Source organism: Azospirillum sp. Marseille-Q6669, from assembly GCF_965111635.1.
In genome coordinates this window covers 528,137-548,716 of record NZ_CBCOOP010000003.1, presented here as the reverse complement: position 1 = coordinate 548,716, position 20,580 = coordinate 528,137, and the positions used below count along the sequence as shown (strand labels likewise).

General features: G+C 63.4%; 20 protein-coding genes and 1 tRNA gene. 10 read left to right on the top strand and 11 right to left on the bottom strand.

Going from position 1 to position 20,580, the window contains the following annotated elements:
• Positions 1–54 precede the first annotated feature (54 nt).
• Complete coding sequence (locus ACWPXE_RS19940; protein WP_454019164.1) at positions 55–687, bottom strand: 3'-5' exonuclease; 633 nt, start codon at positions 685–687, stop codon at positions 55–57.
• 248 nt (positions 688–935) lie between these two features.
• On the opposite strand from ACWPXE_RS19940, the gene ACWPXE_RS19935 reads away from it, so the two are divergent.
• Both ACWPXE_RS19935 and ACWPXE_RS19930 read left to right on the top strand, forming a co-directional pair.
• Complete coding sequence (locus tag ACWPXE_RS19935; protein WP_035683362.1) at positions 936–1,304, top strand: DUF427 domain-containing protein; 369 nt, start codon at positions 936–938, stop codon at positions 1,302–1,304.
• 514 nt (positions 1,305–1,818) lie between these two features.
• Positions 1,819–2,646 (top strand): pPIWI-associating nuclease domain-containing protein, encoded by an 828-nt coding sequence (locus ACWPXE_RS19930; RefSeq protein WP_454019163.1) that lies wholly within the window; start codon positions 1,819–1,821, stop codon positions 2,644–2,646.
• Between the two features lie 361 nt (positions 2,647–3,007).
• On the opposite strand, the gene ACWPXE_RS19925 is transcribed toward ACWPXE_RS19930, so the two are convergent.
• From ACWPXE_RS19925 to ACWPXE_RS19890, 8 genes are all read right to left on the bottom strand, one after another.
• Positions 3,008–4,546 carry a hypothetical protein gene (locus ACWPXE_RS19925; protein ID WP_454019162.1) on the bottom strand — a complete coding sequence of 513 codons (1,539 nt, stop codon included), beginning with the start codon at positions 4,544–4,546 and terminating at the stop codon, positions 3,008–3,010.
• A 56-nt stretch (positions 4,547–4,602) separates the two neighbouring features.
• The gene (locus ACWPXE_RS19920) at positions 4,603–4,842 is read right to left on the bottom strand and encodes a hypothetical protein (protein WP_454019161.1); all 240 of its coding nucleotides are present in this window, start codon (positions 4,840–4,842) and stop codon (positions 4,603–4,605) included.
• 515 nt (positions 4,843–5,357) lie between these two features.
• Positions 5,358–5,498 (bottom strand): hypothetical protein, encoded by a 141-nt coding sequence (locus ACWPXE_RS19915; protein ID WP_454019160.1) that lies wholly within the window; start codon positions 5,496–5,498, stop codon positions 5,358–5,360.
• A 1-nt stretch (position 5,499) separates the two neighbouring features.
• Positions 5,500–5,982: a very short patch repair endonuclease gene (locus ACWPXE_RS19910; protein WP_454019159.1), complete on the bottom strand. Its 483-nt coding sequence runs from the start codon at positions 5,980–5,982 to the stop codon at positions 5,500–5,502.
• Positions 5,982–7,649 (bottom strand): DUF2357 domain-containing protein, encoded by a 1,668-nt coding sequence (locus ACWPXE_RS19905; protein WP_454019158.1) that lies wholly within the window; start codon positions 7,647–7,649, stop codon positions 5,982–5,984. The genes ACWPXE_RS19910 and ACWPXE_RS19905 overlap by 1 nt, the downstream gene beginning before the upstream one ends.
• Before the next feature lie 9 nt (positions 7,650–7,658).
• Complete coding sequence (locus ACWPXE_RS19900) at positions 7,659–9,317, bottom strand: McrB family protein (RefSeq protein ID WP_454019157.1); 1,659 nt, start codon at positions 9,315–9,317, stop codon at positions 7,659–7,661.
• Positions 9,286–10,779, bottom strand: a complete 1,494-nt coding sequence (locus ACWPXE_RS19895) for a DNA cytosine methyltransferase (RefSeq protein WP_454019156.1) — start codon at positions 10,777–10,779, stop codon at positions 9,286–9,288. Before ACWPXE_RS19895 ends, ACWPXE_RS19900 begins: the two co-directional genes overlap by 32 nt.
• A 448-nt stretch (positions 10,780–11,227) precedes the next feature.
• The gene (locus tag ACWPXE_RS19890) at positions 11,228–11,443 is read right to left on the bottom strand and encodes a helix-turn-helix domain-containing protein (RefSeq protein ID WP_454019387.1); all 216 of its coding nucleotides are present in this window, start codon (positions 11,441–11,443) and stop codon (positions 11,228–11,230) included.
• A 284-nt stretch (positions 11,444–11,727) separates the two neighbouring features.
• Here ACWPXE_RS19890 and ACWPXE_RS19885 point away from each other — a divergent pair, with 284 nt between their 5' ends.
• The 6 genes from ACWPXE_RS19885 (at position 11,728) to ACWPXE_RS19860 (ending at position 16,983) form a co-directional block, all read left to right on the top strand.
• Positions 11,728–12,216, top strand: coding sequence for a hypothetical protein (locus ACWPXE_RS19885; protein ID WP_454019155.1), 489 nt, complete (start codon positions 11,728–11,730; stop codon positions 12,214–12,216).
• A 256-nt stretch (positions 12,217–12,472) separates the two neighbouring features.
• Positions 12,473–13,819, top strand: a complete 1,347-nt coding sequence (locus ACWPXE_RS19880; RefSeq protein ID WP_454019154.1) for a site-specific DNA-methyltransferase — start codon at positions 12,473–12,475, stop codon at positions 13,817–13,819.
• Positions 13,809–14,216, top strand: a complete 408-nt coding sequence (locus ACWPXE_RS19875; protein ID WP_454019153.1) for a DUF5681 domain-containing protein — start codon at positions 13,809–13,811, stop codon at positions 14,214–14,216. Before ACWPXE_RS19880 ends, ACWPXE_RS19875 begins: the two co-directional genes overlap by 11 nt.
• A gap of 175 nt (positions 14,217–14,391) precedes the next feature.
• Positions 14,392–14,856 (top strand): DUF3489 domain-containing protein, encoded by a 465-nt coding sequence (locus ACWPXE_RS19870; protein WP_454019152.1) that lies wholly within the window; start codon positions 14,392–14,394, stop codon positions 14,854–14,856.
• A 10-nt stretch (positions 14,857–14,866) separates the two neighbouring features.
• On the top strand, positions 14,867–15,343 hold the full coding sequence (locus ACWPXE_RS19865; RefSeq protein WP_454019151.1) for a DUF2924 domain-containing protein: 477 nt from the start codon (positions 14,867–14,869) through the stop codon (positions 15,341–15,343).
• The gene (locus tag ACWPXE_RS19860) at positions 15,340–16,983 is read left to right on the top strand and encodes a recombinase family protein (RefSeq protein WP_454019150.1); all 1,644 of its coding nucleotides are present in this window, start codon (positions 15,340–15,342) and stop codon (positions 16,981–16,983) included. Before ACWPXE_RS19865 ends, ACWPXE_RS19860 begins: the two co-directional genes overlap by 4 nt.
• 364 nt (positions 16,984–17,347) lie before the next feature.
• Here the strand turns inward: ACWPXE_RS19860 and ACWPXE_RS19855 are convergent.
• Together ACWPXE_RS19855 and ACWPXE_RS19850 are read right to left on the bottom strand one after the other, a co-directional pair.
• A tRNA-Ser gene (locus tag ACWPXE_RS19855) sits at positions 17,348–17,438 on the bottom strand.
• A gap of 119 nt (positions 17,439–17,557) precedes the next feature.
• Positions 17,558–18,361 carry an alpha/beta hydrolase gene (locus ACWPXE_RS19850; RefSeq protein WP_454019149.1) on the bottom strand — a complete coding sequence of 268 codons (804 nt, stop codon included), beginning with the start codon at positions 18,359–18,361 and terminating at the stop codon, positions 17,558–17,560.
• 42 nt (positions 18,362–18,403) lie between these two features.
• Between ACWPXE_RS19850 and ACWPXE_RS19845 the strand changes: the two genes are divergently transcribed.
• Together ACWPXE_RS19845 and ACWPXE_RS19840 are read left to right on the top strand one after the other, a co-directional pair.
• Positions 18,404–19,645, top strand: coding sequence for a glycosyltransferase family 4 protein (locus tag ACWPXE_RS19845; protein ID WP_454019148.1), 1,242 nt, complete (start codon positions 18,404–18,406; stop codon positions 19,643–19,645).
• Positions 19,646–19,685: 40 nt separating this feature from the next.
• Positions 19,686–20,561, top strand: coding sequence for a TIGR01459 family HAD-type hydrolase (locus ACWPXE_RS19840; RefSeq protein ID WP_454019147.1), 876 nt, complete (start codon positions 19,686–19,688; stop codon positions 20,559–20,561).
• Positions 20,562–20,580 lie beyond the last annotated feature (19 nt).

The window sequence follows — 20,580 nt, the reverse complement described above, 5'->3', positions numbered from 1 at the left end:
CCAAATCAGGTGGATCGGGCTCGCCTCAAAGGAAGCCTTCACACGCCGTCGGTATCACTCATACACGGCGTCGCGCGGACCGGTATCTCCCAACGCCATTTTGACGAAGGCATCAGCCGTCAGGTCTGCGTCGAGCAACGCACCATGGTGGGCGAAGCGATCACTCCGGTCGAGCCACAGCCGATCACACAGCGCATCGAGCGAGCCAGAAGCACCGGGGAAGACCGCGTGCGACATCTCCTTGGTACAGATGAACCGGTCCGCCGAGAACGTGTCGGCACCCCATGCGGCGCGTCCGCAGCGCACAAACTCGTAGTTCAGGAAGTCCATCTCGTTCTCATAGGCATGCGCCACCAGAAGGTCCTCGCCCAGAAAGGCGAGAAGCGCGTCGGCCACCTCGGGAAAGCGGGGCGCCACCTTCAGGTCGGCGGGCTTGATGCCGTGCACCTTGATGGCGTCGGGATGGAGAGGGGCGTCGGGGTTGACCCGCGACTCCCAGCTGCGCGCTTTCCTCCAGCCATCGCCCTCACGGATGATCTCAAGACACCCGATTTCGATGATGATGCCGGGCTGACGCAGGCCCTTGGGCGCCTTCCTGATGTCCTGGAGGCTCGGCAGGCGCCGTCCGGTCGTCTCGATGTCGATCGCGACCAGCCGGTCACGTCCTTCCCACGGCTGCATGCTCATTGATATCCAATCTTTCGTCGGTAGAGCCACCTGTGGCACGGATGTGAAACAAGGACAACGCTCCGTCACGCCGCCCAGAGTAGCATGGCGAAAGCGCCGGCCGCCGATCAGCGACACCACGGTCACAAGCGGCCGGCCCATGCCGTCGAGGCTCTTGATCCTGATGGGTCAGGATAAAGAGTCGCTGGCATAAGGCATGACGGCCGCGCCATGACCGGCGCGACTACCGGTGAGCAAGGAGTATCGCTGTGAAAATTCCCGGCCCCGAGCATCCCATCACGATCATCCCCAACCCGAATCGGATCCGTGTCGTCTTCGCCAGCCGGGTCGTCGCCGACACGGCACGCGCCCTGACGCTGACGGAGGCGAAGTTGCCCGTGGTCCAATATATTCCCCGCGCGGATGTTGACATGACGGCCTTCGAGCGCACGGCGCACACGACGCATTGCCCTTACAAGGGCGATGCCACTTACTACAACCTGCGCGTGGGTGATCGCATCGCGATCAACGCTGTCTGGACCTACGAGACTCCCTATCCCGCCGTGGCCGCCATCCGAGAACATTTGGCGTTTTATCCGGAACGCGTCGATTGCATCGAAGAGCACGCGGCCACATAGCGGCAGCTGGCGGAAGGCTCCGCATGCGGTGTTGCTCTCATCGCAATGCCAGCTCCGTCTGCTCCTGACCCATAGCGGACTTCCACCCACGACCGCAAAGCGCCAAAACCCGTCATACCCGATGTTGTCCTGAAACCCGCCTAACAATCATTTAGATCTCCTGTCAAAACCCAAAGGAGTGTGCGGAAGCCGTTGATTTACCTCGGTCCTACTCGGTTTTGATCCGCGCTTTTAGTCCAGAACGCCATCGCCAAAGAAGGTTGACGGGCAAGTTGGAGAATGGCCACCAACCAGCCGATTGGTGGAAGGGAATAGTTGGGGGCTGGGCGCCCACTTTGAATTGGAGGTCGACCGGTAGCCTTCGGTTCACTCGCGCAGAAAGTTGCTATTGGCCAAGCGCCTCGCAATTTTCGGGACATATACATACCATGCAAGGAGCGCCAGATGACCCGGTTCAGAATTTTGGAGCAAAAAGACATTGGCGAAGAGGACTCCCCCAAGCTGGCGTGAGCTCATGCAGCTCCGTCGCGCGCTCCAAAAACGGCTGCCAAACGATCGGTTCTTGAAGACCGTGCTCACCGGCTGCTTCCGTATCGGCCAGGACAAGGAGAATCCCTTGCGGGGAAACTTCCTGGCGAGCGGCTTGCGGGAGGTCATTGGCCATGTGCTACACAGCCTCGCTCCCGATAAGGCGGTTCGAGCCTGCGTATGGTTCGTCCAAGCCAAGGACACCCCGACTGTTACCCGTCAGCAGCGCGCAAGCTATATCGTGAGAGCCGGGCTTCCCGACAACTTCGTCAGCAACACCATCAAAGTTGATGTGCACGAGTACAGCAAGCCCCTGATCGAGGTGATGGATAGGCTCAGCAAGGCGACCCACGTCCGCCCCGACACGATCCTTACCAAGGGCACCAAGATCCGCCAAATGGTTCAGGATGTGCTGCTCGGCATTGATCAACTGCTCCAAGCTGCTGCCGATAGCCGAGAGGCCATCAACAAAGCCGTAGCGGACGTTATGCATGAAGCAGTCTTCGAGAAACTTATCTCTGAGACGATTCAGGAACTCGACGAGCTATCTACCCACACAACGGTCGAGGGGCACCAGATCGAAGAGGTGAGCGTAACGAAGCTGGATTCGGTCGAGATCAGCTACCGTGTCACCGGCGAAGTCGAGGTCGAGTTACAATATGGTTCTAACTCGGACGTGGATAATGACATCGGCTTTCGGCAGGACGATTCCTATCCCTACGTCGTGACCGTCACCTGTGCCGTGGCTAAGCCCATGGACGTGCGGGCTGACGATCTCAATGTCGCGATCGACAATCGGAGCTTCTTTGAGTAACTGACACCAAACGATTAGCCCGTGGCTTCGCCTCTTTAATCTAGAAGAGCCCATTCAGGGACGCGCCCGAGCGCGTTTGGGCATTGATGGATCATATGGGAGGTTTAGCGGACACACCGTAGACCAGTATCGGGTGTCCGCTTCGGCTCAATAGCTGGTCTCCCCAAGCGGCAACTCATGACCCAATACGAACACGCACTCACCGTGTGAGCGAGTCGCCAAATCCCCCTTTGGCGCACTGGGTTGTCAACAATCAATTCTTATGCAAAAGAAAAATTACTCTGAAGCCATGGATACTGATGCGCCGACTACAGCAATTATATTTCTGATCATTGCGTAGCTCGCAATTGTTGTTCTGTATTTACCGCATGTTCTTCGCGAAATCAAAAAGCTCAACTGCAAATTTCTGCATAACGTTTATGTCGTGCGTCGCCATTACCTGACTTACCGCGTTGTTAATGTGGGTTCTGATGGCAATATCCATTTCCCAATATGCTTTTTGATCTAACAATGTGTACTTAATCAATTTAGTGCACTCTCTCCAGTATACAACTCTTCCTTCAGGAATTTCCTCTGACGTGAGCTCTTGAGGCTGATTCAATTGATAGAACGGCCTATCGCTTTGGTTCTTCTGCCCGTGCCAATAGGGCTTATAACTGAAATGGGCTGGCTGCTTTTCAGCGATATACGCCATACACAACAACGAAATAACATCAAGAGCACTGAATTCATATATGTAAACCATAGCTGCCCCGTCAATTTTTATAATTTTTCTGACAGTTTCTGCGCATGATTTGTAGTGTGCAAGCGTTACGCTTGAGCCAAGCGCGCTTTGCATGAGAATCCGCAACTCATTGGACCACCTGTTCAAGAACGACAGAATATCCGGTAAGTGGCAAACAGTCACATTGACAGCACGCCCCTGTTTGATTTGATCAAATTTGGAGTTAAAGCGAATTATATCTGCTTCTATCGATCGCACCGGAAGATCGGCCTTCGTGAGCGCATCAACAACCTCAGAATGTGCCTTGTTTCGATTTTCCACTTGCGCGCGGCGAAGATAAATTAGGAGATCAAGATCTAGGCGTTGAGCCAACCGGCCAGTGCCGTAGGTGGTGCGAAGGTGATCCAAGCCTTCCTTTGCCATTTCACAGGCCCGATTGCTAAGAGCAATATTACCACTCGATAAAACTCTTACCTTTTCCCTGATGAAATCTTCTGAAACGCCGACGTCGTGAGTAAGGGCCATAAACGTTGAGCGAATCCTGCCCCGACACTCAGCACCAAGCTCAGTCCCCAGATGAACTGTTAGTTCATCAATGATACGCTGTTTCTCGGCCGCTTCCTTTATGGCATGGGCATCGTTAAACTCGAATGATGGACGCTTTCGACCTGGCATCTTTAAGAAAGAGCAAAGCTTTGGGCTGCAAAGGCTGCTGTTCAGCCCCACTTGGTATCGGTACAGAAGCTTTATAACCTTGAGGGTAATGGTTCTATCAACTTCGTAGTACGACCTAACTGGTATATCAAGAATCTCCTTGATCAAAAGCTTGGTAGACTTCAAAGCAGAATCATCGGCGCTGGATCGATGTCCAATTTCCCGCTCTAAGGCGGCATAAGTCTGAAACTCATTCGGTAGCCTCCGACCGTTTCCGATGTCGAAAGCCCCAAGCAGGATGCGGCCTCGCTCCTCTTCAGTAAGCACCTCAAATAAAGCTGACAATAGGCTATGGCGTTGCGAGCGGAACAAAGTCCACTGGTGACGATGGTCCGAATATCTCCTGTTGAAGATATACGCCGACCATGTGTGATCTGGTATTTTAGCCATGCCTGGAATATTTGATATGCAATCAAAAATTTTTCCACGCATATACTCTACGCCAATATCATCAATTTCCATTTTTTAGATCCTAAGCTCAAAAAATGGGCGCCGGCACGGTCGGCGCCCATCTTCCGTCATCCATTCCCTCCGACGACCCGCAGATTCGAGCGTTGAGGCGGCTGATTTGCAAGTTTCAAATTGTAGGTATCGATGAAGGTCGTGATCGCTTCGGCTGCGGTTTCACGGAGGAAAGCGTCCCATCCGCCGCGATCACTGATATGGGCAAGCTGGGCGCTTGTGCCGGACAGGTGTCGGCCGTTCCGGATCAGCCTCAGCGAGCAGGGCTTTGCTGAAGTATGGATTTGCTCCGTCATAACGTGATGCTCCGTTTCTAGTGAGGCCGGGTCCCGTTTGTCGGCGCGGCCGCTGGAACCCGGGTCTGAAGTTGACAGGGCTGCTATCGGAAACCAGGGGGAGATATTTTAATGAAGACGCCTGTCGGCTCGAATGCCGTGTAACTCGCGACGGCCGCGCTATAGCGCATCCGTGCAGGAGTTGCCTTCACGCTCAAACCGAATCCACAGGTGGGCATGGCTCCGGTTCCCCGGCTGGCTACAGCCCAAACGGGCATCGCTGGCAAAGGAACATCCTTCCATCTCGTCCGCCAATCGGCCCTTTACCGGCCTACCGCCGACCTGTCCGCCAATCCAACCCGAAGATGGCAAATTGGGCAGGCGTTTGCCGGACGGGTTTCCGGACAGGGAGCAACGACTACCGAAAACGCAATTTGGTCGGCTTATGGCGCAAAGCGGTCTTGGACAAAAGTCCGCTTTGGGTCAGGACGAGCCGGGAGATGTCTCCGTTGCCGAGGGCACTCCCCCATTGCTCTTTAAATCTCGGTCTGCTCGGCCAGCGCCAGAGCATCCTCAACCTGGATCCCAAGATAGCGGACCGTGCTCTCCAGCTTGGTGTGGCCGAGCAGGAACTGGATAGCACGCAGATGCCGGTTCCCCCATGCCAGCGAGCGCACCTCAAGTTTGCTTTGCTGCCCACACCCGCCCGGCCCAGTCGCCGGTCAGCTCCGCCTGTCCCTCCTCTCCCCGGATGAAATCCGCGCAACGGCGCAGAGCCATGTCCAGCGGCAGACGAGCCGGTCCTTTCAGGCTGCATTCCCAGACAGTCAGAAGCCGCCAGCCGGCAGCGCGCAAGGCTTCGGCAGTGCGCCAGTCACGTGTCCGGTTGCCGTCCAGCTTCGCCGCCCAGAACTCCGGCCGGGTCGCAGGCATCTTGCACATGGGGCAGTCATGGCCATGCCAAAAACAGCCATGGACCAGAACAACCGCCCGGTGCCGCGGAAACACCAGGTCGGGGCGACCGGGCAGGTCCCGCGAGTGCAGGCGAAACCGCAACCCCGCCGCGTGCAGCCCCCGGCGCAGCATTAACTCCGGCTTGGTGTCCTTGCCCCGGATCCGGCTCATGTTATGCCGGCGCTGTTCCGGGGTCAGCACGTCCACTAAGGCGATCCTCCTTTGGCATCCGCCACCACCAAGCGCAGTGCCGCCGTGATTTCAGCGGCCGCCATGCCCGGACGCAACGTCACCGCACCGAAACGGAATCCGGCCCGGTAGTCCGGATGAAACAGGCGTCCGGGCAAAGGTGTCTCCTGGTAGCCCGGCTTCAGCACCGGCAGGTGCGGCGTCAGCAGATAGGCCGCCGTGACGATCCCCTCCGCCGCGCCGGACGCGGCCTCGCGTACCAGAGCATCGCGGTAGGTGTGGATGGAGCCCAGCGCGTCGTTCAGCCCGTCATCGATCCGGTACTTCGCATCCAGCACAATGACGCGACCGTCGCCACCAAGCGCCGCAGCCTCCTGCGCCACCACCACGTCCGGCGTCATGGTCCGGCTGTAGGAACCTTGTCCGTCCGGCTCGACCCAGAACTCTCGGTACTGCTTCTGGAAGCAAAGCTTCCAGCCACCGCCCACCGGCACGGTGACGGCGCCCGCGGCCAGCGTCACGCCGCCGGCGCTGTCACCGATGAACAGCTCGCAGATATCGAGGCCATCCGGGCCGAACTCCTCCGCTCCGGCCCTTACCAGCCGCAGGAAACACCACAGCTCGTAGAGCTCGAAGGTCCGGGCCAGCGGCAGATTCAGAAAGTTGCCGAACACTGCAGCAATGCCGAGGTTCATGTCCTGCGCGACACGGTAGAACCGACGATAGGCGGGATCGTGGCGGAACACTGAGGACAGGGTCAGACGCGGCGGAGCATCGCCCGCCTCCGCGAACGGGGCCGCAGTGGCAAGGCGTCCGACCCGCCGCGCGAGCCGGCGACACCGCTCCGCCCAGAGCGCCGCCCCCCGGCGCAGCCCGGCATCATCCCCGTGGCGCCCGTTCGCCAGCGTCTCGGCGACCGCAGTCAGCCACGCCGCCCAAGACCGCAGGCAGGCAGCCATCTGCCGGTGCTCCGGCAGATCGAACGAGTTCTGCCGCTGCCGGACACGGATGCGTTCAGGCAGGAAACCCTGCAACGGCGCTGGCAGGCGCGAGGGGGCGGCGGTTTCCCGGACAACGCGCCCCGACCGGAAGGACCGCAGGATCTCCGGACCGGTGGCGTGGCTTGCGCGGTGATAGGGAAGCACGGCCTCTCCGGCTTTCAGAATGCGGCGCGGGTTGCGCTCGATGGCCGCGATGATGTCTTCCAGCTCTCCAATGCGCGACCGCAGGAATTCCAGCCGGGCGATGGCCGGCGGCCGGTTGCCGGTGCCCTTCGCGATCGCCTTGCGGAAGCTGCTGAGCGCGAACAGGGCGAAGGTGTCGTCAAGGATCTCACGCACCATCGTGTCGAAGTCGTCGCGCGTCAGCTTGCGCCGGTCAGGATCGGTCACGATGTCGAAGCGCCTCGGCGCTTGATTGGGCAACCGCAGTTCCGCGTCCACCACGCCGGCGTGAAAGCCGGGCGACCAGCGCCATCGGACTGAGCCGGGCGTCGGCGAGCGCAGCGCCTCTAATGCCACCTCGTCAATCAGCAGATCGGCCTCGCCGGCTTGCGCACAGTCGCGCAGCTCGAACAAGTAGCTGCCGGTCTCCTGAACCGTGCCCGGCGCTACGGCGTCCGGCTCCGGCCAAACCCGCCATGCTGCACCGGTGGCCTCGCTACGCATGAACAGAGCGTCGGCCATACCGGCACCTCAGCGGTTGGCCTGGAACGAGCCGAAGTCGTCCAGATCGGCGGTGAGCTTCGCCAGGAGGTCCTGCGACCGCTGAAACCCGCCAAGCACCCTGGCCAGCCCGGTCAGCAGCGGTCGCTGGCGTTCGGTGCCGCGCAGCTTGACCAGGATCTTCTGCACCATCAGATCGTCAGCGGTGTCGCCGGGATCAGCCTGAAGATGCTTCGACGCAAAGGCATGATAGCGCACCACCTCCTCCGCCACCCGGTAGCCGAATCCCAGACCGTGCCTAGTCATGAGCTCGTGGACCTGGAGCAGGAGGGGCCCGGCGATCCCCCGGGCGTTCGCCAGCGTCGCGTCGCGATTTTCCAGAGCGTCCAGAAAGCCTTTGAGGTCGACCGCCGACATGTCAATGACATGCGCACGGTCAAGCACCTTGTCGCTGACCGGATTGGTGGTCTCGTCGATGTTGATCGTGCTGATGATGTAGAGGTTGGACGGCAGCGGCAGCGCCGCCGGAATGCTGGTGCCGGTCGACCCCTCCAGGGGCACACCGTTGGAATGCAGCTGCAGCGGCTCCCCGTTCTCGACGCAGGAGAGCACGTCGGAAAGGTAATATTCCACACGCGCCAGATTGAGTTCGTCGAGCACCACGAAGACCGGTGAGTCGCGGTGCGCCGTCGCTAGCAACACCGCCTCCAGGAAGGGGGGCACCATGTATCGGTTCGACAGCACGTCGTAATAGCCGGTCAACCCCGTCGGATCGGTCCACTCCGGGCGCACCGGGCAGACGACCAGAAAGGGATCCTGCTCCTTGTCTGTCTTCAGCCCGTGGACCGCACGGGCGTACTTCAGCGCCAGCTGCGTCTTCCCAGTGCCCGACAGGCCGGCAAGGATGACGAAATGCTTGTGCGGCAGAAAGTTCAGCGCAGCGTGAAAACGGCGGACCTCGCCACCCGGATAATGCCCGCCCAGTTCCCTGACGGCGTTCTCGATCTCCGCAATGCCAATCGTCTCCGGCATGCGCTGCATATCGGGGCGGACTGCGGCGGCATCGGCCCACACCCGGAGCTCATGCACCTTCTCCCGTCCGATCAGGCTGCCGAGGTAGCCGACGAACTCCCGCGCCAGAAGGCTTCGGGCTGCCGAAGCCGCCGGTGGCCAGATGCTGAAGAGAATGGAATCGATCCGCGCCATGCACCCGGCGTCGAGCGGCGGATCATTTGGCCCCGGCCGCACCGACTCCATGAAGTCGTGGTTGTGGAAGAACAGGTGGCCGCTGTCCGTAATGTAGAATTTGACGTTGTTGCTGATCTTCCCTGCCTTTCCGCCGTTCGCGACGGCGTCGGCATTGCGCTGCCCGCCCTCATGGAACAGCTTAAGCAGACCGTCATTCACCCGGCCGGCCTCGCTCGTCACGGTGATGGCGAAATACACTTCGTCCTGCGGCGGGAAAGTCAGCACGCACAGGAAGATGAATTGCCCGATCGGCGGCGTTCTGCCGCCAGCCAGACCCGCCGAATAGGCCTCAAGGTTGTTCGTGCACGCGAACAATCCGCCCTCGATCACCCTGGCGCTGTTGGAGAATCCGAAATTTCTGGCAATGCGGGCGCCCGGCCGGAGATCCGGCCGGGCGGTGATCGCCTGCTCAAATTGCTGCTGCCGTTCGGTGGCCGACATGATCGTCCTGCGCCTCGATGCCCCGCAGGGCGGTCATGATGGTTTCCGCAAGCGCCCTGGCCATCAGCGGCGGAACGGCGTTGCCGATCTGGCGGAACGCCGGGTTCATAGTGCCGCAGAAGACGAAGCCGTCGGGGAAGGATTGCAGCCGCGCCGCTTCACGCACCGAGATGGTCCGCGCCTGCTCGCTGTCGTAGTGGATGTGACTGTAGCTGTCCTTGCCGAGATGCGCCATCAACGTGCGCGCCGGCTGGTCGCGCCACATCTTGCGCCATTTGTTGGGAAACTTGTTGACGTCGTACGGCGGTACGATGGAGGCCCGCAGGCGCTCGTACTCCGCCGACCCCTTCCGCACGGTGAGGCCCTTCTGCTTGAACCCGGCAATGCGCTCGTCGAGCATCGCCAGGGCGTGCCGGTAGGCTTCCGGGTATTGATCGCCGGGATGCAGCCGGGCGAACAGCTCATAATCGCGCGGCAGATAACGGATGACGTGATCCCTGACGCCCTCAGCAGGCGCCTCGAATCCCGGCCAGCTGCGCATCAAGCGGGCGTAGGCCGAGAGGGTCCGTAGTTTCGGGTAGGCGACCGGCTCATCGAAGCGCCGGGCTCCCCGCTTCAGCTCACCGGATGCAAGCTGCCGGCGGGCAAAAATGGGCGCCAGATCATGGAGCGCCTGCTCGGCGGTCACCGCGGCCGGGAAGTCAGGAGTGACCGCCGGCGGTTCGAGATAATCATGCGCATCTCCGACCTGCCCGTTGAGGAGTTTCAGCGCCACCGACCGCGACCCCTCGTAGCCGGGTGGCAGGACGGCCCAGTGTGTCGGCTCGGGGAAGCTGACCTTCCGACCGAGCTCCCGGCGCAGGGCAATCAGGAACATGCGCTCGCGCATCTGCGGGACACCGTAGAAGGCGGCGTTCAGCAGGGTATAACCGCAGACGTAGCCTTTCTGCTCCAGAACCTCGCAGATTTCCCCGGCGATGTTCTGCCCGCCATGGTTCAGGACGTCCGGGACGTTCTCGACCAGCACGGCCAGCGGCTGGAAGGCGTCCACATAGCGCAGATACTCTTGGTACAGCCGGGCGCGAGGGTCATGGCGGAAGGCCTGAGGGTGTGCATCGATCTCACGCAGCTTCGGGCGGCCAACCCGGGCAAAGGCTTGGCAAGGCGGACCACCCACGATCACGTCGAAGGCATCGGCCACCGGTCCCAGCTCCAGCTCAGCTGTGAGGTCTTCCGGATGGGTGACGGTGATGTCCCGGGCGACGCTATGACGGGAATCGCCGCCATGGAAATTCAACCCGTGAGAACGGGCGGCATCGGGATCGAACTCGACAGCCGCGCGCAACGCGTAGCCGACGGCGTGGAAGCCAAGCGACAGCCCGCCACAACCGGCAAACAGGTCAAGCACGCGCGGCTTCGCACCGGCACGTATCCGGGCGATCTTCTGAGCGATGCCATCCATGATCAGTTACCATGCCCCTTCATATCGCCAGCCCGCACCATGACGACGCATCCTGCCATCCGATGAAGTCCAGGAAAAAAGCAACGGCCGCATCGACCGTTCATGCCTTCTTGGCACGATCCGTGCCGGCTTGGCGCCGGTCACATGCAGGCGCACTCTCCCGCAGGAGCAACGCGATGCTGACCGGACGGTTCAAGGCGGCAGGCATAGCCAACTCCTAATATGGGACACCCCATGTATATGCCATGCTCACGCTGAGCACACCACACTTTGCTGGTTACCGAGAGTGGCTCTCAGCCTCGGCCGTTGGCGTGGCTGGCTCCCGCCGGCCCAACTCGCCAAGGCCCATGTCGGCGGCTGGCCATCAGCGAGACGCCATTCGGTTCATCGACCATGATCCTGGACGGCCCAACAGACTGGATCTCAACAACGCTTCACCATCAGACAACTACCGTGAGAGATTGGTTAGATCCCATCTGAATTTCGCGAGAATCTCCACTGGCTCAACTCCAATCGCAAGGCAATAGCGAACATAATCGAGTACGTCCATGAGCACTTCACGGCGTTCATATTTTGATACGAACGACTGCGTTGTTCCCATTCTCTGAGCAACTTCCACCTGCGTGACGTTGCGGCTCTTCCGTTCAGCGATCAACGCCTCCACTAACCGCACATAACTGGGATGATACCGATCCCGGTTCGCCACGCTGACCTCCCCCCTCGAAGTCGAGCAGGGGTAAGACACTGGAGCAAATAGTCATGATATGACTTTTTCTCCTTGACCGGTGTTCAACCTGGAGCCTTACTTGCACCGACCTTGGCGCTCGAAAGAGAGTTCACAGTTGATGATCTCGCCACAAAAAGCCGCACCACAAGAGCTCGAATCATCAAAGCAAGAGCATCTTTCGCATATTCGAAATGAAACAGAGGAGCTCGAATCAAATGCACATGACTCTCAGCACTACGCAGATTGGTAGGATTGGCGAGAACATCGTCGGAGCGCAGCTCATGCTGGCCTCGGCCGGCCGCCTCTCCCCCTTCGTACCGCTCGCCGACGATGGCGGCGTCGACCTCCTCGTGCACGACAAGGTTACCGGCTGCTCGGTCACGGTCCAGGTGAAGGGGCGTGTCGCAAAGGACGACAGCGCGCTCGGCTACGTGCAGTTCGATGTCCGCACCAGCACGTTCCGGGACGGGCCGGACATGTTCCTCCTGGCCGTACTGCTCGACATGCAGCAGGGAAGCGTGCAACGCGCTTGGCTGATCCCCATGGCCGAACTGCCGGCCATATCAATGCGCAAGGCCGAGAAGCTGGCGATCACCCCCAGCCCGAACAGCGCATCGAAAGACCGCTACACCCCCTACCGCTGCCAGGACATGCGCGAGGTGGCCGAACGCCTCATCGACCACCTGGACCGCACCGGTGTGGAAAGCTGACGTCGGGACACGGTCCGGGAAAACGTTAGAACAAGCCCCCTGCCGTCCGGCGCCCGTCCATGGCACAAGAGTGTTGCCTGGAGCGAGGGCCGGCGGCGAGGGCGATCCGAAGCCGCCTGTGGTAGCTCCGACAGTGAGGGCGCGACGCCCGATGGGCCCGTGTCGGAACCGGGATTCCGGTGGACACGGCGAAAGCCATCGCGGGTCACGCCATTTTCATGTTCGGCGTGTCCCCGCTCAACACGGGAGCCACGTCGTGGCCGAACTCCACATCGAATACCGCAGCGTCGCCGCGCTTCAGCCGCACGACCGCAATGCGCGCACCCACTCCCCGAGGCAGATCCGGCAGATTGCCGACAGCATCGGGGCGTTCGGCTTCACCAACCCGATCCTCCTCGACCGCCAGGATCGGATTATCGCCGGACATGGCCGCGTCGCCGCCGCCAAGCTGCTCGGCCTCCCGACTGTACCGGCCATCCGTCTGGAGGAGATGACCGAGGCGCAGAGGCGCGCCTACATCATCGCCGACAACAAGCTCGCCGAAAACGCCGGCTGGGACCGCGACCTCCTGGCTCTTGAATTGAAGTACATCACCGAACTGGACATCAGCTTCGATCTCACCCTCACCGGCTTCGAGGTTGGTGACATCGAAATCCTGCTCGATGGCACGGGATCGGACGAAGCCGCCACGGCTGACCAAGTGCCGGAACCGGATTTCACGGCACCACCGGTATCGCGGCCCGGCGATCTGTGGCTGCTCGGCCCGCACCGTCTCCTGTGTGGTGACGCCCGTGATCCGGCCGCCTTCGCCCGTCTCATGGACGGTCGGACGGCGCAGATGATCTTCACCGATCCCCCTTACAACGTGCCGATCGCCGGACACGTCTGCGGAGCCGACAGCGTCCGCCACCAGGAGTTCGCCATGGCCTCCGGCGAGATGTCCGAGGCCGAGTTCACCACCTTCCTCACCATGGTGCTGCGGAACCTCGCCGATCACAGCGCGGACGGTTCGATCCACTACGTGTGCATGGACTGGCGTCATCTCCACGAGCTGTCGACCGCCGGACGCGCCGTCTACGCCGAACTGAAGAACGTCTGTGTCTGGAACAAGGACAACGGCGGCATGGGAACCTTCTACCGCTCCAAGCACGAGCTGGTCTTCGTCTTTAAGAACGGCCGGGCGCCTCACATCAACAATTTCGAACTGGGGCAGCATGGCCGCTACCGCACCAACGTCTGGGACTATGCGGGCGTCAACACGCTGAAGCCCGACCGGCTCGACGAATTGCGGATGCATCCCACGGTCAAGCCGGTTGCTCTGGTCGCGGACGCGATCAAGGACTGCTCCAGGCGGGGCGGGATTGTCCTCGATGCCTTCGCGGGGAGCGGCACGACGTTGATCGCCGCCCACCGCGCCGACCGGCAGGGCTACGCCATCGAACTCGACCCACGCTACGTGGACACGGCGATCGGCCGCTGGCAGCGGGAAACCGGAGAGCAGGCCGTCCACGCCGACACCGGGCTCAACCACACCGATACCCAGACCCGGCATCCCACCACGCACGACGACACGGCCACCCGGGAAGACTGCCATGACTGGTGATGACGAGGTTGGTTACAAGAAACCGCCGGCATCGCACCGGTTCCAGCCCGGAAAGTCCGGGAACCCGAAGGGACGACCAAAGAAAAGCAGGAATTTGCACACCATGCTGATGGATATCCTCAAGGAAACGGTCACGCTCCGCGAAGACGACAAGGTGAGAACGGTGTCCAAGGGAGAGGCGATGCTGCTGGCCCAGACGCTTAAGGCGATGAAAGGGGATACCAGAGCATTCGAGGTTATTCTGAAGCTGGAAGCCAAAACGGCCTCATCCTCTGAGCCGGAACCAACCGGCGTGCTTGGTGTTCCCGGGCCGCTCACCGAAGAGGAATGGGAGAAGCGGGTCGACCAACATCAAGCCAAATACCGCGGAAATATTGACAACGAGGACGTTGCCTAATCCTTCTTTTTCGAATCTGAAAAAAGAAGAACGGGCGCTGTCCTTCGGAAATGCTCGAACCCAGCGGAAGAAAGCAATGGAACCTTCCTGAAAGGAATGGCTGGCAGCCGCCAAGAGAGCGTGACTGTGGGTCCAAGGCGACGAGCCGCGCACCACCGACCAAGGACCCACAGCCATGCCCGTCTACCTCATCCACCACGATAGCGTCACTGCACACACGACCACCTGCGGCCTTCCCGCCGACGCCCTGCTGATCCGCTCGGAAGAGGAGCTTGCCGCCAGCGGGCTCTCCCTGCCCCGCCTGACCGCTCTGTGGAATGCCCTGCCCGGGGTGCTGTCCAAGCGCTTCAAAACCCGGGCAAGTGCGGTCCACGGCCTCTGGGCCGGCCTCCAGAAGCTGGAGCCCACGCCACCGCCCGCTGAAGACAGCACCCCGGCCATCTCCAAACAGGCGCAGGTGATCGTCCTGCTCCGCCGCAAACAAGGCGCCACCCTCGACGAGATCGTTGCCGTCACCGGCTGGCAGAAGCACACCGTGCGTGGCGCCATTTCCGGCGCCCTCAGGAAGAGGCTCGGGCTCACGATCGAATCGACCCGGACCGACGCGGGCCGCCTTTATCGCATTGTCGATGCCGGTTGAGGATCGGCCCATGGCGCACCGTCCCCCCACCAGCATGCCCGGTGATCCCGAGGCGATCATCGACGCCCTCCGCACCTTGAGCCTCGACGACCTCCGTCTGGAGTGGGGACGCCGGCTCGGGCGCCCCGCCCCGGCGTGCCGGAGCCGGGAGATCCTCGCCGGGCTCATCGCCTGGGAGCTTCAGGAAAAGACCCATGGCGGGCTCACCGCCGAGACGCGGCGGCGGCTGACGCGACTCGCCGGCACCTTCGAGCGCAACCCCAATCACCGCCCGGCTCCCACCCTGTCCCTCAGCCCCGGGACCGTGCTCAGCCGAGAGTGGCGCGGCGTCCATCATCAGGTCCGTGTGCTCGAGGACGGCTTCGAGCATCAGGGCGAGCGCTTCACCAGCCTCTCCCCCATCGCCCGGCGCATCACCGGCACCGCCTGGTCGGGGCCGAAGTTCTTCGGGCTGCGGCTGGACCGCGGCAAGGACCGGCCGGCATGACACGGCCCCCGACCGTCCGCTGCGCCATCTACACGCGCAAATCCTCCGACGAGGGGCTGGAGCAGTCCTTCAACTCGCTCGACGCCCAGCGCGAGGCCTGCACCGCCTACATCGCCAGCCAGGCGCACGAGGGCTGGCGGCTCACCGGTCCGTCCTACGACGACGGCGGCTTCTCCGGCGGCTCCATGGAGCGCCCCGGCCTGCAGCGCCTGCTCGCCGACCTCGGCCAGGGGCGCATCGACGTGGTGGTCGTCTACAAGGTCGACCGGCTCACCCGCTCGCTCGCCGACTTCGCCCGCATCGTCGAGATTTTTGATGCACAGGGCGCTTCCTTCGTCTCGGTGACGCAGCACTTCAACACCACCTCCTCGATGGGCCGGCTCACCCTCAACGTGCTGCTCTCCTTCGCCCAGTTCGAGCGCGAGGTCACCGGCGAGCGCATCCGCGACAAGGTCGCCGCGTCCCGCCGCAAGGGGATGTGGATGGGCGGCACGCCGCCGCTCGGCTACGACGTCCGCGACCGCAAGCTGGTGGTGAACGAGGAGGAGGCGGAGCGGGTCCGCCTGATCTTCGAACGCTACGGCGACCTCCGCTCGGTGAAACAGCTGGTTGCCGACCTCCGCACGCGCGGCATCACCAGCAAGCGCTGGACCACCCAGGCCGGGGGAACGCGCGGCGGCGGCCCGTACGGCCGCGGCAACCTGTACAAGCTGCTGCGCAACCGCGTCTACCTCGGCGAGGCGGTGCACAAGGGCACCCCCTACCCCGGCGAGCACGCGGCGATCGTGCCGCCGGAGCTGTGGGAGCGGGTGCAGGCGATCCTGGAGGCCAACCGGGTCGAGCGGGAGAACCGCCCCCGCGTTGCCGGCCGGCCGCTGCTGACCGGCCTGATCGTCGACGACCGCGGCAACATCATGAGCCCGTCGCATTGCGTCAAGAGGGGACGGCGCTACCGCTACTACACCAGCCAGGCGCTCCTGCAGCACCGTCCGGAAACGGCCGGCACGCTGACCCGGGTGTCGGCCCCGGCCATCGAACAGCTGGTGGAGGATCGACTCTGCGCGCTCATGGCCGATGCCGGGCGACGGGACTGGGAGCGGCTGGCGGTGCAGGAGAAGGTCCGCCGGCTGGCCGTCCTGGTGCGGCGCATCGAGGTGGGCGCGGAGCGGGTCCGCATCACGCTGCCGCATGGCGACGGCGTCGATCCGGGGAATGCGCTGCGCCTGATGCAGAGGGGCGAGAGCCTGATCGAGGACGTCGATGAACGAATCCTGGAAATCCCCGTCCGCCTGAAGACGTGGGGCGGCCGCCGGGTGATCGTCGGTCCCGACGGCCAGGACCTGACCGCCCGGCCGCGTGTCGACGAGGCGCTGGTCAAGGCGCTGGCCCGGGCGCATCGCTGGTGCCGGCGCCTCGCCTCGGGACAGGTGGCGTCGGTGTCGGATCTGGCCACCGAAGCCGGCTGCACCAAGGCCTACATCCGCCAGATCCTGAGGCTGGCCTTTCTCGCCCCCGACCTCGTCGACGCCATCCTGCGCGGGGAGCAGCCGCGCCGCCTCACCCTGGCCATGATGCTGGAAACCGACATCCCGCTGGCCTGGAACGAGCAGCGCCGGCTCCTCGGCTTCCCTTCCCGCTGATCATATCCCGATCCGGGAAAGAGCGCGGCGCCCCCTCGGGGCGCCGCGCTCTTTCGTCAGTGTCACTCACCCAACCTTGGACGGCGCTGTCGGGCGATCGTGGTCTTGGCGGAAACGCGACGGTTCCGGTCATGCGTGGAGTTTCCGCAAACCGGGAGACAGCGCCATGGCAGGCGAGTAACCTTTCGCGCCCGAAAGGGAAGTCGATCACGGACCGGCGGAGAAAACCGGGCACAGACCGGCCAAACAGCGCGGGTTGTGTCCCTCTACAGGGGCGATGTCTGGGGAAGTATAACGCTAACCGCCCGGAAGTACGGTGGTATCTCGTTTCTGCTGACGCCACAGCAAAGTCAGCAGGAAAAACTGGCGGAGGGAGAGGGATTCGAACCCTCGATACCCTTTTGAGGTATACACACTTTCCAGGCGTGCGCCTTCAACCACTCGGCCACCCCTCCGCAGAGGCCGCGTTTATATCCAGCCCGAAGGCGGCGCGCAAGCCCCTGATATCACTTTTTTGGAAAAATCTTGCGCCGCCTTCGGGATGATCCGCGGGGCGGATCGAAGCCACCTTCCCTCAGCCGAGGCCGCGGACGAGATCGCCCACCGTGCGGCACAGCAGGTCGATGTCCTGGTCGCGCGACAGGCGGTGGTCGCCGTCCTTCACCAGCGTCACCCGCACATCCGAACCGCTAAGGCGATCGGCCAGGGTCAGGCTGACCTGCCAGGGCACATCCGGGTCGGCCATGCCGTGCAGCAGGCGCACCGGCTTGTCGAAGGCGATGGGCTGGCGCAGCAGCAGGTGGTTGCGCCCGTCCTCGATCAGGGCACGGGTGATCGGCTGCGGCTCCGGCCCGTAGTCGGAGGGGCGCAGCCAGCGGCCCGTCTCCAGGATCTCGCGGCGGACGGACTCGTCGAAGAGATCCCACATCAGGTCTTCGGTGAAGTCCGGGGCGGCGGCGATGCCGACCAGGCCGGCCACCCGCTCCGGACGGCGCAACGCGGTCAGCAGCATCATCCAGCCGCCCATGGAGGAGCCGACGAGGATCTGCGGCCCCACCGTCACGCGATCCAGGACGGCCAGCGCGTCGTCGGCCCACAGCCCGATGGTGCCCTCGTCGAACCGTCCGCTGGAGGCGCCGTGCCCCTGATAGTCGAAACGGGTGAAGGACAGCCCCTCGCCCGCCGCCCATTCCTCCAGGGCCAGCGCCTTGCTGCCGGTCATGTCGGACATGAAGCCGCCCAGAAACATCACGCCGGGGGCCAGCCCTTCCGGGTCGCGGCCGGGGGTGTGACGATAGGCTATGGTCGCGGCGCCGCGCTTCAGGCTATGGTGCGCGCCGCCCGGCGACGGGACGGGGCCGGCTGCGGGTTCGTTCATATCGGACACCTCTGTGGGCCAGGACTTTAGGAATCTGTGACTATGGACGTCGAATCCCAGCTTAGCACCGGCGAGAACCCGCGCAACCCGGCCAACGCCTTCGCGAAGGGCGCCTTCGCGGCCGCCGGTCGCCGGCCCGTCGTTCTCCAGGTGCTGCCGGCGCTGGTCACCGGCGGGGCCGAGCGCGGCTGCATCGACGTGGCGCTGGCGCTGGCCCAGGCCGGAGCTTTGCCGCTGGTGGCGTCCGAAGGCGGGCCGATGGCGGCGGAGTTGGACCGCGCCGGCATCCGCCACATCACCCTGCCGCTGGCCTCCAAGAACCCGCTGGTCATCCGCCGCAACGCGCGCAAGCTGGAGGCGATCATCCGGGAGAACGACGTGGACATCGTGCACGCCCGCTCCCGCGCCCCGGCCTGGAGCGCCTGGCTGGCCTGCCAGGCGACCGGCGCGCGCTACATGACCACCTTCCACGCCCCGTACAATTACAAGAACGGGCTGAAGCGCTGGTACAATTCGGTGATGGCGCGGGGCGAGCGGATCATCGCCATCTCCGGCTTCATCCGCCGCCACATCCTGGAGAATTACGACGTCGATCCGGCGGTCATCCGCACCATCCACCGCGGCATCGACCCGCTGTCCTTCGCGCCGGAGCGTGTCAGCTCCGCCCGCATGATCCAGCTCGCCCAGAAATGGCGGCTGCCGGACGACAAGCCGGTGATCCTGCTGCCCGGCCGCCTGACCCGCTGGAAGGGCCAGACGGTGCTGATCGACGCGCTGGCGAAGCTGGGGCGCAAGGACGTCTGCGCGTTGCTCGTCGGGTCCGACCAGGGCCGCACCGGCTACCGGCAGGAGCTGGAGGAGCAGGTGCGCCGCGCCGGGCTGGAAGGCGTCGTCACGATGACCGACCATTGCAACGACATGGCCGCCGCCTACCGGCTGTCCACCGTCGTCGTCTCCGCCTCGCAGGAGCCGGAAGCCTTCGGGCGGGTGATCGTGGAGGCGCAGGCGATGGGCCGCCCGGTGATCGTGTCCGCCATCGGCGCCTACCAGGAGACGGTGATTCCCGGCGAGACCGCCTGGGTGGTGCCGCCCGCCGATCCCGACGCGCTGGCCAAGGCGCTGGACGAGGCGCTGTCCCTGACGACGGAGCAGCGCGACGCCATCGGCGCCCGCGCCCGCGCCTTCGTCGCCGAGCGCTACACCAAGCAGCGCATGTGCGCCGACACGCTGGCCGTCTATGCGGAGCTTCTCGCCGAGCCCCGGCGCGCCCGGCAGGGCCGCTGAGCCGCCCCCCTTCCTCCCGCCCGTCACATCACCGGACCTCATGACCGACATCGTCCAGCTTTCCGGCATCGCCCCCGTCATCGACCGTTACGACGGGGTCATCCTCGACCTGTGGGGCGTCCTGCACGACGGTGAGCGGCCCTATCCCGGCGTGCCGGAGTGCCTGGACCGGCTGCGCGCGGCGGGCAAGGTGATCTGCCTGCTGTCCAACGCGCCGCGCCGCACCGGCGGCGTCATCGCCAAGCTCGACGGCATGGGAATCGGGCGCGAGCGCTACCACCATGTCATGACCTCGGGCGAGGCCGCCTATGACGCGCTGCGCGACCGCGACGACCCGTGGCACGCAGCACTGGGGCAGCGGCTGTACCACATCGGCCCCGACCGCGACATGGACGTGTACGAGGGGCTGGGCTACACGCTCGCGGCATCGCCGGACGAGGCCGATTTCGTCGTGAACACCGGCATCGTCGACTTCGGGGAATCGCTGTCGGTCTACGAGCCGGCGCTGGAGGCCTGCCGCCGCCGCAACCTGCCGATGGTCTGCGCCAACCCCGACCTGATCGTGATGGTCGGCGAGCAGATGGTCATCTGCGCCGGCACGCTGGCCCAGCGCTACGAGGCGATGGGCGGCGACGTCTTCTGGCATGGCAAGCCGCACGCCCCGGTCTATGACCGCTGCCTGTCGCTGATGGGCATCAAGGACAAGGGGCGCATCCTGGCGGTGGGCGACAGCCTGCGCACCGACGTGGCCGGAGCCAACGCCGCCGGAATCGACGTGGCGCTGGTCACCTTCGGCATTCATCGCGACGAGCTGGGGGGGGCCTGGGGCGAGGCGGTCGATCCGGACAAGCTGGCCGCGGCGGCGGCGGCGGCCGGCCACCAGCCGACCTACGGCCTGCCCAGCCTGCGCTGGTAAGAGGGACGGCGTCCCGCTC